The sequence below is a fragment of the Bhargavaea massiliensis genome (assembly GCF_050480245.1).
In the GTDB taxonomy this organism is placed as follows: domain Bacteria; phylum Bacillota; class Bacilli; order Bacillales; family Anoxybacillaceae; genus Anoxybacillus.
Genome location: NZ_JBCNEQ010000019.1, coordinates 47,450 through 61,225 on the forward strand (window position 1 = coordinate 47,450; position 13,776 = coordinate 61,225).

Annotated in this window: 16 protein-coding genes; all 16 read left to right on the forward strand. The window is 44.3% G+C overall.

From position 1 onward, the window contains the following. The first annotated feature begins 9 nt into the window (after nt 1-9). The 16 genes from murG (at nt 10) to ABEV15_RS05010 (ending at nt 13,775) form a co-directional block, all read left to right on the forward strand. Nucleotides 10-1,101 (forward strand): undecaprenyldiphospho-muramoylpentapeptide beta-N-acetylglucosaminyltransferase, encoded by a 1,092-nt coding sequence (murG, locus tag ABEV15_RS04935; protein WP_498852531.1) that lies wholly within the window; start codon nt 10-12, stop codon nt 1,099-1,101. Between the two features lie 40 nt (nt 1,102-1,141). Next, nucleotides 1,142-2,050 carry a UDP-N-acetylmuramate dehydrogenase gene (murB, locus tag ABEV15_RS04940; RefSeq protein ID WP_498852532.1) on the forward strand — a complete coding sequence of 303 codons (909 nt, stop codon included), beginning with the start codon at nt 1,142-1,144 and terminating at the stop codon, nt 2,048-2,050. Nucleotides 2,051-2,182: 132 nt separating this feature from the next. After that, on the forward strand, nt 2,183-2,965 hold the full coding sequence (locus ABEV15_RS04945) for a cell division protein FtsQ/DivIB (protein WP_498852533.1): 783 nt from the start codon (nt 2,183-2,185) through the stop codon (nt 2,963-2,965). Next, nucleotides 2,928-3,641, forward strand: a complete 714-nt coding sequence (locus ABEV15_RS04950) for a DUF881 domain-containing protein (protein ID WP_429631939.1) — start codon at nt 2,928-2,930, stop codon at nt 3,639-3,641. The genes ABEV15_RS04945 and ABEV15_RS04950 overlap by 38 nt, the downstream gene beginning before the upstream one ends. A gap of 67 nt (nt 3,642-3,708) precedes the next feature. Beyond that, nucleotides 3,709-4,368, forward strand: a complete 660-nt coding sequence (locus ABEV15_RS04955; RefSeq protein ID WP_498852609.1) for a DUF881 domain-containing protein — start codon at nt 3,709-3,711, stop codon at nt 4,366-4,368. 5 nt (nt 4,369-4,373) lie between these two features. Next, on the forward strand, nt 4,374-4,733 hold the full coding sequence (locus ABEV15_RS04960) for a small basic family protein (RefSeq protein ID WP_429631651.1): 360 nt from the start codon (nt 4,374-4,376) through the stop codon (nt 4,731-4,733). 80 nt (nt 4,734-4,813) lie between these two features. Then, on the forward strand, nt 4,814-6,094 hold the full coding sequence (gene ftsA, locus ABEV15_RS04965; protein ID WP_429631653.1) for a cell division protein FtsA: 1,281 nt from the start codon (nt 4,814-4,816) through the stop codon (nt 6,092-6,094). Between the two features lie 28 nt (nt 6,095-6,122). Then, entirely contained in the window at nt 6,123-7,241 is a 1,119-nt protein-coding gene (ftsZ, locus tag ABEV15_RS04970) for a cell division protein FtsZ (RefSeq protein ID WP_429631655.1), read from the forward strand. A 132-nt stretch (nt 7,242-7,373) separates the two neighbouring features. Then, nucleotides 7,374-8,267: a sigma-E processing peptidase SpoIIGA gene (gene spoIIGA / locus ABEV15_RS04975; RefSeq protein WP_498852534.1), complete on the forward strand. Its 894-nt coding sequence runs from the start codon at nt 7,374-7,376 to the stop codon at nt 8,265-8,267. Nucleotides 8,268-8,316: 49 nt separating this feature from the next. Next, a complete protein-coding gene (gene sigE, locus ABEV15_RS04980) occupies nt 8,317-9,036 on the forward strand; it encodes an RNA polymerase sporulation sigma factor SigE (RefSeq protein ID WP_429631659.1) in 720 nt (239 codons plus the stop codon). 66 nt (nt 9,037-9,102) lie between these two features. Then, a complete protein-coding gene (sigG, locus tag ABEV15_RS04985) occupies nt 9,103-9,882 on the forward strand; it encodes an RNA polymerase sporulation sigma factor SigG (RefSeq protein ID WP_498852535.1) in 780 nt (259 codons plus the stop codon). A gap of 133 nt (nt 9,883-10,015) precedes the next feature. Continuing rightward, a complete protein-coding gene (locus ABEV15_RS04990) occupies nt 10,016-10,261 on the forward strand; it encodes a YlmC/YmxH family sporulation protein (RefSeq protein ID WP_498852536.1) in 246 nt (81 codons plus the stop codon). Nucleotides 10,262-10,579: 318 nt separating this feature from the next. Beyond that, on the forward strand, nt 10,580-11,833 hold the full coding sequence (gene iscB, locus ABEV15_RS04995; RefSeq protein WP_498852610.1) for an RNA-guided endonuclease IscB: 1,254 nt from the start codon (nt 10,580-10,582) through the stop codon (nt 11,831-11,833). 27 nt (nt 11,834-11,860) lie between these two features. Continuing rightward, entirely contained in the window at nt 11,861-12,664 is an 804-nt protein-coding gene (gene pgeF, locus ABEV15_RS05000; protein WP_498852537.1) for a peptidoglycan editing factor PgeF, read from the forward strand. Nucleotides 12,665-12,668: 4 nt separating this feature from the next. Next, complete coding sequence (locus tag ABEV15_RS05005; protein WP_429631667.1) at nt 12,669-13,352, forward strand: YggS family pyridoxal phosphate-dependent enzyme; 684 nt, start codon at nt 12,669-12,671, stop codon at nt 13,350-13,352. After that, complete coding sequence (locus ABEV15_RS05010; RefSeq protein WP_064220854.1) at nt 13,353-13,775, forward strand: cell division protein SepF; 423 nt, start codon at nt 13,353-13,355, stop codon at nt 13,773-13,775. The last annotated feature ends 1 nt before the right edge of the window (nt 13,776 follow it).

Genomic DNA, 13,776 nt, shown 5'->3' on the forward strand with positions numbered 1-13,776 from the left:
GGAAAAACGATGAAAATTGTAGTAAGTGGTGGCGGAACAGGAGGTCATATTTATCCTGCGCTTTCGTTTATTCATGAAGTGAAAAAACAACATCCGAACGTAGATGTATTATATATCGGCACGAAAAAAGGATTAGAAAGTACAATCGTTCCAAGAGAAAACATTCCGTTTCATGCGATTGACATTAGCGGATTCAAGCGTAGTCTTTCATTTGAAAACGTCAAAACGATCGTTCGTTTTATAAAAAGCGTGCGCACATGTAAACAACTGTTGAAACAATACAAACCGGACGTTGTGCTCGGCACGGGAGGATATGTGTGCGGACCTGTCGTCTATGCGGCAGCGAAATTAGGCATACCGACGATCATTCATGAACAAAACAGCATTCCGGGGCTGACGAATACTTTTTTAAGCCGTTATGCCGATAAAGTGGCCATTTGTTTTGAAGAAACAAAACAATATTTCCCACAAGAAAAAGTGGTGTTAACAGGAAACCCGCGCGCTTCAGAAGTCGTAGGAAAAGACGGACGAGAAGCGAGACGGTCGCTCGGATTAGATGAGAAGAAAAAAACGGTGCTCATTGTCGGTGGTAGTCGCGGAGCGCGTCCGATCAACGAGGCGTTTTTACAAGTGCTTCACGAAGTCGAACAAAAGCCATACCAATTTTTATATGTTACAGGTGACGTTCATTATGATAAAGTAATAAAGGCGGTACAAGGTGTCGGCAATCCGACAAACGTCATCATTCGTCCGTTTATTCATAATATGCCGGAAGTATTAGCAGGAATGGATATGATCGTCGCGCGCGCAGGTGCAACGACGCTCGCAGAAATTACAGCATTAGGCATTCCGAGCGTTTTAATTCCGAGCCCGTATGTGACAAATAATCATCAAGAAAAAAATGCGCGGGCGCTTGAAAAAAAAGGAGCAGCGATCGTTCGCCTAGAAAGCGAATTGACGGGCGCGCGCTTGCTTGACGATATCGATCGTATTTTGCTGGACGAACAAACGTTGACGAGCATGAAAGAAGCGGCGTTTCAACTCGGCATTCGCGATGCGGCGGAACGTTTATATCGCGTTATGGTAGAGATGATTTCATAAGCTGCATACGATATATGGAACAGGTAGAGGAGGTATGACATTGGAAAAGCTACGTGAAGAGCTACTGCAAGCAAATGTTGGAACGGTGAAAGAGAACGAGCGGATGGCCCATCATACGACAATAAAAATTGGCGGACCTGCTGACCTTTTTGTCGAGCCGAAAAATATAGATAGCTTAAAAAAGACGATGGAGATCGTGCGGAAATATCACGTACCTTGGCGTGCGATCGGCCGCGGTTCGAACTTGCTCGTATCAGACGAAGGCATTGAAGGCGTCGTCATTAAGCTTGGTGAAGGATTAGACGAGTTGCACATTCATGAGACGGAAGTGACTGTTGGCGGAGGATATTCGCTTATTAAACTGGCGACCGTCGTTAGTAAGCAAGGATTGTCCGGACTTGAGTTTGCTGGCGGCATTCCGGGAACGGTGGGTGGAGCGGTATATATGAACGCCGGCGCTCACGGATCGGATATGTCGCACATCGTGAAAAAAGCACAAATTTTGTTTGAAGACGGAACGATCGAATGGTTGACAAATGAACAAATGGAATTTTCGTATCGCACATCGGTATTGCAGAAAAAACGAAAAGGCATTTGTGTTGCGGCAACGCTTGAAATGAAAAAAGGAAAGCGCGACGAGATTGTCGCAGCGATGCAAAAAAATAAAGATTATCGCCGCGAAACACAACCGTGGAACTATCCGTGCGCCGGAAGTATTTTCCGCAACCCGTTGCCGCAGTATGCGGGGCAGTTAATTGAACAAGCGGGGCTAAAAGGATATACGATTGGCGGGGCGAAAATTTCTGAACAACATGCGAATTTTATCGTTAATGCAGGGGGAGCAACGGCAAAAGACGTGCTTCAGCTCATCGACTATGTGAAAAAGACGATTCACGACTTATATGGCGTTTCATTGCAAACAGAAGTTGAAATTGTTGACCGAAAGTAATGAAATTTCCCCATCCTAATTTTTGCTATATTATGCTATAATATAAAATAGAAACAATGAACTAACGGTTGCTGCCACGCACCGTTAGTTTTCTTGTTATTTTGATTTGGTCCATCGACCGAGGTGGAGTGAATGGGAAAAGGAAAAGTTGTTGTTCTTGAAGAACGTGTACCAAAGTTAAAAGAGCAGCGAAGACAGCGCGCCAATCGTTTACTCATTGTATATATCGCTTTATTTTTTATGCTTTTGTTAGGCGTCATTTATGCCCAGTCGCCACTTAGCAACGTCGCAGTCATCCACGTCGAAGGAAATCATCATATCGCTTCGCAACAGATCATCCAATTAAGCGGTATAACGAAACAAACGAGCTTTTGGAAAGTAAAAAAAGACGAGGTCGAACAGCGAGTGAAACAACATCCAGAAGTGAAAGACGTCAGTGTAAAAAAACGAATCCCGAATCGAATCGACATCGTTGTCGTGGAACGAAAGCGCATCGCTTACATTTTGGACAAGCATTCGTTTCTCCCGATTTTAGATAATGGGAAAGTGCTGACGCATGCGAAACAAGCGATTCCGAGCGATGCCCCGATTTTAGTTGGGTGGAAAGAAGGAGAGGCTATTCAAGAAATGGCTGCCCAATTGGCCAACACGCCAAGTTCTATTTTAAACCTCATCTCGGAAATTCATCATACCCCAAGCCCATCTGATCAAAGGCATATTACCGTCTATATGAATGATGGCATAGAAGTAAGTGCTACCGTAGATCGTTTTGCGGAAAAAATCGTTCATTATCCTTCGATCGTCAGTCAGTTGCAGCCGGGGATGAAAGGTGTTCTCCACTTAGAGATGAGCACATATTTCAAGCCATATGAAGCAGATGAAGGGAATGACAAAAACGATGAAAATGAACGGTAGCCATGTCATTTTGTCGTTCGTTTGTTTTGTTTTAGGGTTTATGCTGGCATTCTCCTATCAAATGACGAAAAAAGAAGCAGCCAATCGCCAGCTAGAACGCCAATGGAACAAAGAATACGAATACCGTCAGCAGCTCATTGAACAACAAGAGCAAAATCGCAAGTTGCAAGCTCAATTATTTCAAAGGCAACAACGCGTTCGCGACATGGAAAAAGAGTTAGCGGATGAGGAGCAAATTTATTTTAACCTCGTTGAAGATGCGGAACGATTGCGCATGTATCTTGGGAAAGTGAAAGTGAAAGGAAAAGGGGTGGAAGTGACGTTGTCAGACGCTTCCTACATCCCTTCGGAAGAAAACGCCACAAACTACATCGTCCATGAACAACATGTATTTCAAGTCGCTAACGAACTATGGATTGCGGGAGCGTCTGCGGTGGCGATTAACGGTCAACGATTGTCGCATCGTTCATATATCGTATGTAACGGTCCGGTCATTGAAATTGATGGGACGCAACATCCAGCCCCGTTTGTCATTCAAGCGATTGGCGATCCGAACGTACTCATTCCAGCATTGACGATGGCTGGCGGCGTCAAAGACCAACTGACAAGCGATCATATTGTTGTGGACATTGTAGAAAAATCGGAAATTACAATGGAACCGTTGATGCAAAAATAGAGGAGGAGCGAGGTTGACGCGAAAAACGACATGGCATTTTACGTTTGTATCGCTCATTATCGGTTTTATGTTAGCTGTCCAGTTTCAAACGAGCCATGAGCCAACCGTGCGCGATACACGCGACATATGGGAAATACGTCAAGAGTTAAAAAAAGAACAAGAGCTACATGAACAACTATTAACTGAAATACGAAAATATGAAGAAACGTTAGAAAAATATGAGCAACAGCGCGAAGAAAGCAAAGGGGCTATTTTGCGTCAAACGGTAGAGGAGCTGAAAAAAGAGGCGGGATTAACGGAAGTCGTTGGCGAAGGTGTGGTGCTTTATGTCGAGCAAATGTACGATGAATCATACGTTGGTCCTGTGACCGACACGGTGTCCGCCGACTTGCTTCGCCGGCTTATTAACGAACTAAATATGTACGGAGCTGAACATATTTCGATTGCAGATCAACGAATTGTCAACACGACCGTCATTCGCGACATTAACGGGGTGACGAAAGTAGATGCGCATCCGCTTCGCTTCTTCCCGATTGAAGTGAAAGTCATTGCCGCCGACGCTGAAAAGCTGTACAACCGACTAAAAGCTTCAACGATTGCCGATGACTTTGCGCTCGAAAATTTACAGCTGACCATTTCAGAGCCACAACAGCGAGTTGTGATCCCTCCGTATGATGGAACGGTGCGCGTCAAACAAATGGAAGCAGTCGAAGATGATAGGAGGTGAACATCATGTGGCTTCCATTGCTCGGTTTAATTATCGGGATATTGCTCGGCTGGTTGACGGATTGGCACATCCCAAGCGAATATGCCAACTACTTGTCGATCGCGGTGCTTGCGGCGTTTGATACGCTCATTGGCGGCATTCGCGCCCATTTACAAAACATTTACGATGAGCACGTGTTTGTCTCTGGATTTTTTTTTAATATTATTTTAGCAACAAGTTTAGCTTTTCTCGGTGTGCATCTTGGTGTAGACTTGTATTTAGCAGCTGTATTTGCGTTCGGTGTGCGCCTGTTTCAAAACATTGCTGTCATCCGCCGAATTTTATTAACAAAATGGTTAGAAAACCGCCAAAAAAATCGTTTATAAAAAAGGGAATGCTGTTCGAATGTGGAATATAGTGTTGATATACATAGCAACGTTCATTTTGTAAAGGAGGTGCCAATAAGATGAACAGCAACGATTTTTATGTTAGTCTTGACATCGGTACGTCGAGCGTAAAAGTCATTATTGGCGAAATGATGAACGATCAGTTAAACATTATCGGTGTCGGCAATGTGAAATCGCAAGGGCTGAAAAAAGGCTCCATTATTGATATAGATGAAACAGTACAATCCATTAAACGAGCGGTTGAGCAAGCGGAACGGATGGTCGGCGTAACGATTAAGGGCGCGATTGTCGGGGTGAACGGCAATCATATTCAACTTCAACCGTGTAACGGGATTGTCGCTGTATCAAGCGAAAATAAAGAAATTACAAATGAAGATGTCACGCGCGTCATCGAAGCAGCGCAAGTCGTTTCCATTCCCCCGGAGCGCGAAATTATCGATGTCATTCCGAAACAGTTTATCGTCGATGGACTAGATGGCATTAACGATCCGCGCGGCATGTTAGGCGTTCGCTTAGAGATGGAAGGTACGATGATTACCGCTTCAAAGACGGCTTTACATAACGTGCTTCGTTGCGTTGAACGCGCGGGTTTAGAAGTGCTTGACGTATGCCTTCAACCGCTGGCTGCCGCCTCGATTGCGTTATCAAAAGATGAAAAAAATTTAGGTGTGGCGCTTATTGACATCGGTGGCGGTTCGACGACCGTTGCGGTGTTTGACCAAGGATTTTTGCAAGCAACGACCGTGCTTCCGATCGGCGGTGAACATATTACAAAAGATTTATCGATCGGCATGCGTACGTCGACAGAAGATGCAGAACGCATTAAACTAAAACATGGACATGCTTTTTACGACCTTGCTTCAGAAGACGAAGTATTTAGCGTTCCAATCATCGGTACCGATCAACATCAACAATTTAGTCAGCTACAAATTGCTGATATGATTGAAGCACGTGTAGAAGAAATTTTACAAATGGTACAAGCGGAAATTCGAAGACGCGGATTTCGTGACTTGCCTGGCGGATACGTGCTGACAGGCGGCACAGCGAATATGCCTGGCGTATTAGAACTTGCCGAAGCGATATTTGAACATACCGTTCGGGTGGCAATGCCAGACTATATTGGCGTGCGCGATCCGCAATATACAAACGGGGTCGGCTTAATTCAATTCGCTTATAAAAATGCGAAGTTGCAAGGAAGAAACGTTCCTGTTCTTTCTCTCGGGGTGGCAGACGATTTCCAAATGGAGAAAAAGGTGCATAAAGCGCCAGCCAAACCGAAACAAAAAGAAGAACATTTCGGACATAAAGTCAAAAAATTTTTCGGATACTTTTTTGAATGACAATTTGAATGGCTAGGAGGATTATGTCATGTTGGAGTTTGACACGACTGTTGATCAGTTAGCAACAATTAAAGTAATTGGTGTCGGCGGCGGGGGAAACAACGCTGTAAACCGCATGATTGAACATGGTGTGCAAGGCGTTGAATTCATCGCGGTTAATACAGACGCCCAAGCGTTAAACTTATCAAAGGCGCCAATTAAGCTGCAAATTGGAGCGAAATTGACGCGCGGATTAGGTGCTGGGGCAAATCCAGAAGTAGGAAAAAAGGCGGCAGAAGAAAGCAAGGAACAAATTGAAGAGGCGCTAAAAGGTGCCGACATGGTATTCGTTACAGCCGGCATGGGCGGAGGAACAGGAACTGGCGCGGCTCCGGTCATTGCACAAATTGCGCGCGATTTAGGCGCGCTCACAGTCGGCGTCGTTACGCGGCCGTTCACGTTTGAAGGAAGAAAGCGCGCGATGCAAGCGGCAAGCGGCATTGCGGCGATGAAAGAAGCAGTTGATACGCTCATCGTCATTCCGAACGATCGTTTGTTAGAAATTGTCGATAAAAACACGCCGATGTTAGAAGCGTTCCGCGAAGCAGACAACGTGCTTCGTCAAGGCGTGCAAGGCATTTCCGACTTAATCGCTGTACCGGGGTTAATTAACTTAGACTTTGCCGACGTGAAGACGATCATGTCGAATAAAGGGTCAGCCCTTATGGGAATCGGCGTAGCGACGGGCGAAAATCGCGCCGCAGAAGCAGCGAAAAAGGCGATTTCAAGCCCGCTACTAGAAACGTCGATCGACGGTGCCCAAGGGGTGTTAATGAACATTACAGGCGGCACGAACTTAAGCTTGTATGAAGTGCAAGAAGCGGCTGACATTGTCGCATCAGCGGCAGACCAAGATGTGAATATGATTTTCGGTTCCGTCATTAACGAAAACTTAAAAGACGAAATTGTTGTTACTGTCATCGCGACAGGATTTAACGAAGAAATCAACCAAGCGAAAGCAACGCGGCAAGCGGTTGTCAAACCGAATGTTGGCGTCAAACGTGAAAAAAAGGAAGAGCCGGTCGACTACTCGCCAACACGCGGCCAACAAGTTGAAGACCCGCTCGACATTCCAGCATTCCTACGCAATCGTAACCGCCGCCGTTAAAAAAACGCTCACTACGTGTGGGCGTTTTTTTCATTTTCGTATCGTTTGACAAAATCTCTAAAAAAATGACGTCATCGTTTGACACACTTTTCTATTGAAAGTGCTATATACTAGTTTCAAAATAAGGAGGGGATGCCGCTGATTTATGCCGATCTCGTATGGTTATTAAATCTTTGTTTTGATGCGATGTTGCTATGGCTTGCGGCGATCATGTTAAAGCGCCGCGTTCGCTTATGGCGGCTTATGCTTGCAGCGTTGTTCGGCTCGCTGCTCGTCTTACTTGTTTTCACTCCTTTTGCTTATATGACATCTCATTTCGTAACGAAACTTGTCATCTCTTTTTTCATCGTGTGGATTTGTTTTGGCTTCCATCGCTTTCGCTTTTTTGTGGAAAACGTGCTCGCTTTTTACTTTGCCACGTTTATGATGGGGGGAGGGATGGTTGCTTTTCACTTTTTGTTGCAAAGTGAAATCACGCCTTATTCATCGGGTTGGCTCACGCATTCAACTTCGATTAGCTGGTTGTTTATCGTCAGCATGTTTCCAATTTTATGGCTTTTATCTAAAGCGCAAATGGGAACGATTCGCGAAAAAAAATTGCGGTTTGAACATGTCATTGACGTGCGTGTGACATGCTTCGGACAAACGGTATCGTTAAAAGGATTAGTAGATAGCGGAAACCAGTTGCGTGACCCGTTAACAAACACACCGGTCATGATCGTTGAATTGCAACCGTTCGCACATATACTCCCTCATGCTGTTTTACAAATGATTCACAAACGGACGTACACAGATGACATCCCGAGCGAATGGGTTAGTCGTATGCGTTTCGTTCCATATCGCGCCGTTGGCGTTGAGCAACAGCTGTTAGTAGCGATGAAACCAGACGACGTACAATGGTTGGACGGAAAACAATGGACATCCGTCGCAAAAGCGCTGATCGGCTTTTATCCGTCATCGCTTTCAGCTGACGGGGAGTACAACTGCATCGTTCATCCGCATATGGTCATGTCGCAAGCTTCGTAATTATTATTATCATACGGCCGATCGTGCCGAAATAGAAGGAGGTTTTTTTATGAAGTTATTCAAATTACGTCTCACTTATTTATGGTACAAACTATTAAAAAAATTAGGGCTCAAAGCGGACGAAATTTATTACATCGGTGGAAGTGAAGCGTTGCCACCGCCACTTACTAAAGAGGAAGAAGAAATGCTCCTGCAAAAACTTCCTTCTGGAGACGAAACGGCGCGTTCGTTGCTGATTGAACGAAATCTTCGCCTTGTCGTATATATTGCACGAAAATTTGAAAATACCGGCATCAACATTGAAGATTTAATTAGCATTGGTACGATCGGATTAATTAAAGCAGTCAATACGTTTAATCCGGAGAAAAAAATTAAACTCGCTACATATGCGTCGCGCTGTATTGAAAATGAAATTTTAATGTATTTACGGCGCAACAACAAAGTGCGTTCAGAAGTATCGTTTGATGAACCGTTAAACATCGATTGGGACGGCAACGAACTATTGTTGTCCGACGTATTAGGCACAGAAGACGACGTCATTACGAAAGATTTAGAAGCAAATATTGATCGCAACTTATTATTTCGTGCACTCGACCAATTAAGCGAACGAGAAAAACAAATTATGGAACTTCGTTTCGGCTTAACTGGCGGAGAAGAAAAAACGCAAAAAGATGTCGCCGACTTATTAGGCATTTCCCAATCATATATTTCCCGCTTAGAAAAGCGAATTATTAAACGATTGCGAAAAGAGTTTAACAAAATGATGTAATGCATATTTTTCCCTTCGAAGGAGATACTGAAAGCTGACAGCAATCTCCTGCAAGGAGGGAAAGACATGACAAGAAACAAAGTTGAAATTTGCGGCGTTGATACATCGAAGCTTCCCGTACTGAAAAACGAAGAAATGCGTGAATTATTTCGGCAAATGCAGGCCGGTGACATATCTGCACGCGAAAAGCTGATCAATGGGAATTTACGGCTCGTATTAAGCGTCATTCAACGATTTAACAATCGTGGTGAATATGTCGACGATTTGTTTCAAGTCGGCTGTATCGGACTTATGAAATCGATTGATAATTTTGATTTAAGCCAAAACGTCAAGTTTTCTACGTACGCTGTGCCGATGATTATCGGTGAAATTCGCCGATATTTACGTGACAATAACCCGATTCGTGTGCCCCGCTCGCTGCGCGACATTGCGTACAAGGCGTTGCAAGTGCGGGAAAAAATAATGAGCGAAACAGCAAAAGAGCCAACAGCGGAAGAAATTGCGAAAATTTTAGACATCCCGCATGAAGAAATTGTATTTGCGCTCGATGCCATTCAAGATCCTGTTTCGTTATTTGAACCGATTTACAATGACGGCGGCGATCCGATTTATGTGATGGATCAACTGGGCGATGAGAAAAATCGCGATACAAACTGGGTTGAAGAAATCGCGCTCAAAGAAGGGCTACGCCGGTTAAATGGGCGAGAAAAAATGATTATTCGCAAACGATTTTTCCAAGGAAAAACGCAAATGGAAGTGGCTGAAGAAATCGGCATTTCACAAGCGCAAGTATCCCGTTTAGAAAAAGCCGCCATCAAACAAATGAATAAAAACATTCAATGGTAATTTACGCCTCCACCGACGTAAACAGGTGGGGGTTTTTCTATGTGCCTCATATGACTACTGTGCCTCATATGACTACAACGAACAGCTTATGCATACATATAGGAGATAGAACGAAGAAAAGGAGCGGGGAAACATGATGAAAATTTCTGAATTACAGCAAAAAGATGTCGTCAATGTCGCCAACGGGAAGCGGCTTGGAAATATTGGAGATATTGATATTAACTTAACGACCGGTCAAATTGAAGCCATTATTATTATCGGAGGCGGGAAAGTGCTCGGTTTATTTGGACGGACGACGGATGAAATGATCATTCCGTGGCGCGATATTGTCAAAGTTGGTGCCGATGTGATTCTTGTTCGATTAGATGGCGATGAATAATTCACGTTTTCGGCAAGTTGTGATAAAATAGGAAAAAAAGTGATAAAATTGTACAAAGGATGTCGAATGGTCAACTACCCACCACTTAAGGCCTAACGGCTTTTGAAGTGGGGGCTTGCCAAGCCCTAGTTGACTACCCTCAGCCATTCAATGGCTACGTTGGAGGGGTCATGACACTTACGGATGCTCCTCCAGTCCGTAACCCTGTCGCAGATGGTTAAAAGTTCTGATGGGTAGGAGCGGTGCTGTCTGCCAAACAAGTCCTTCCAACATTGGGGAGGAGGAACTCACTCCTGAAAGGAGGTACACGTCTTGTTCGTGTACATTATCAATAAGCATGGAAAACCACTCATGCCATGCTCACCAAGGAAAGCAAGACTTCTGTTAAAACAGAAGAAAGCAAAAGTAGTAAGAAGGACACCTTTTACCATCCAGCTTCTGTATGGTAGTAGTGGTTACAAACAACCAGTGTCATTGGGTGTTGACATGGGAACACGACATGTAGGAATTTCCGCAACAACAGAGAAAGATGTGCTGTTTGAAGCGGAAGCGCAACTTCGAACAGATATTGTGGATTTACTTGCTATACGGAGACAGTTCCGCAGAAGTCGAAGAAATAGAAAGACTCGCTACCGAGAAGCCAGATTTCTTAACAGAAGAAAACCAGAGGGGTGGTTGCCACCATCTATTCAACACAAAATCAACTCGCATATAAAGTTGATTGATTTAGTACACAATATTCTCCCTGTTACATCTGTCACTATTGAGGTAGCAACATTCGATACACAGAAACTAAAGAACCCAAATATCCAAGGGGTGGAATATCAACAAGGAGAACAAATGGGGTTTTGGAATGTTAGAGAGTATGTTCTATACAGAGACAATCATACTTGTCAATATTGCAAAGGAAAAAAGAAAGACCCTGTTCTCCAAGTGCATCATATTGAAAGTCGAAAGACAGGAGGCGATTCACCAGATAATCTGATTACTCTATGCAAAACATGTCACCATGAAATTCACGAAAAAGGGCTTGAACATATATTACAACGCAAACGACCGCCTATGAGGGATGCTAGCCAGATGACTGCCATGCGATGGACAATGTTTAGTAGGATAAGAGAAAAATACTCGCATGCAAATATCACATATGGGTATATCACCAAGTGTATTCGCATTGCTAATGGACTGCCTAAATCTCATATGGTGGATGCTCGTTGTATTAGTAGAAATCCACTAGCTAAGCCAAGTGGCACGGTTTATCTTCTAAAATTCGTTCGCAAAAACAACCGTCAATTGCATAAGGCAACCATCTTGAAAGGTGGAAAACGAAAATCAAACAAAGCTCCACGATTTGTCAAAGGGTTTCAACTGTTTGACAAGGTGGTGTACGAAGGGAAAGAATGTTTTATATTTGGCAGAAGAAGCAGCGGTTATTTTGACCTTCGGCTGTTAGATGGCACAAAAGTGCATGCTTCAGCAAGCTGGAAAAAACTAAAAAGAGTTGAGTATGCTAGTACATTACTAATTGAAAGGAGGAAGGGCGATTCCTCCCCGACTTTCGCTCTCGCTTAGAAGTCGGGGTCTCCTCGCCTAAAACTGATGAATGAAATATTTCGCCAAGTGGGCGAACAATTGCTTTTGTTTGAAGGCTGGGAACATGTTACCGTTGCGTTTACAACGAGGCAAGGCGGGGTAAGCGATGAACCGTTCGCTACGTTAAATGTTGGCATGCATGTGGAAGATGATGAAGATGCGGTGTATAAAAATCGAACAATTGTTGCCGAAACGCTCGGTCTTCCGATTGAGCGATGGGTGTGCGCACATCAAGTGCATGGCGTGCATATAGAGAAAGTGACGAAAGCGCATGCTGGCAAAGGCGTGCGCACGTACGACACCGCGTTGCCGCATACAGACGGGCTTTATACGAACGAGCGACAATTAACTTTAGCGCTTTGTTTTGCGGATTGTGTTCCGCTTTACTTTTTTTCACCAAGTAAAAAGCTAATTGGACTTGCACATGCCGGCTGGAAAGGGACGGTGCAAAACATCGCTGGTCAAATGGTAAAGCGATGGAGCGAAGAAGGAGTAGATGCGAGCGATACGTATGTCGTCATCGGGCCAGCAATTGGCCGCTGTTGCTACATCGTCGATGACCGCGTCATCGAATTCGTTCAAAAGGCGCTGGTCAATTCCTCACAATCTCTTTATAATGAAACAAGTAAGGGACAGTATGCGCTTGATTTAAAAGAAATGAATAAACAGCTTTTGCAGCAAGCCGGTGTGCCCGTTGACCACATCGCTGTTTCATCGTATTGCACAAGCTGTGAGCGGTCATTATTTTTCTCCCACCGTCGCGATGGTGGAAAAACAGGAAGAATGATGGCGCTTATTGGCTGGAGGTGATCATATGTCTGTGAAACAACGCTTACAAACGATTCAACAACAAATTGCCGAAGCGTGTGAAAAAACAGGACGAAGCGCGGCAGACGTTCAAATCGTTGCGGTGACGAAATATGTAAGCATCGCGCGCGCAAAAGAAGCGATCGAAGCGGGGATCGTTCATTTAGGCGAAAGTCGTGCCGATGGCTTTTTACGCAAATACGAAGCGATTGGAAACGAAGCAACGTGGCATTTTATCGGCACGTTGCAATCAAGAAAAGTGAAACAAATCATCGATTACGTTGACTACGTTCATTCGCTCGACCGTCTTTCATTAGCGGAAGAAATTAACAAACGAGCGAATCGAACGATCAAATGTTTTGTGCAAGTTAACGTATCAGGAGAGACGTCTAAACACGGATTAGCGCCAGAAGACGTATTGCCGTTTATTGAAACGTTATCCGCTTTTTCGCGTATCGAAGTTGTCGGACTGATGACAATGGCGCCATATACGGATGATGAGGCGATCATTCGCCGTTGTTTTCGAACGTTGCGTGAGTTAAAAGAACGCGTGCAAGAAAAACAATTTCCGCACGCCCCATGTACAGAACTGTCGATGGGGATGTCAAACGATTACGTTATTGCCGTCGAAGAAGGAGCCACGTTTCTTCGACTTGGTACATGCCTTGTTGGTGAAGAGGAGGTGGAGTAAATGGGATTTGTGAAAAAAATTCGTGATTTTTTCGATTTAGATGAGGAAAAATGGGAAGAAGATGAATATGAGGAAGAAGAAGTCGTTCAACAACCGAAAGCCGAACAAAAACAAAATGTTGTGAGTTTACAAAGTGTACAAAAATCGTCCAAGCTCGTTTTATTTGAGCCGCGCGCATATGCGGAAGTACAAGAAATTGCCGACCATTTAAAAAACCGGCGTGCTGTTGTCGTCAACGTCCATCGTGTTGACCGCGATCAAGCGCGGCGCATCGTCGACTTCTTAAGCGGAACGGTGTATGCGATAGGCGGAGACATTCAACAAGTTGGATCGACCATTTTTTTATGCACGCCAGATAACGTCGATGTAAGCGGCTCGATTTCAATTGTTTCTGACGATGAACCGACAATAAAGAGGTGGTAAA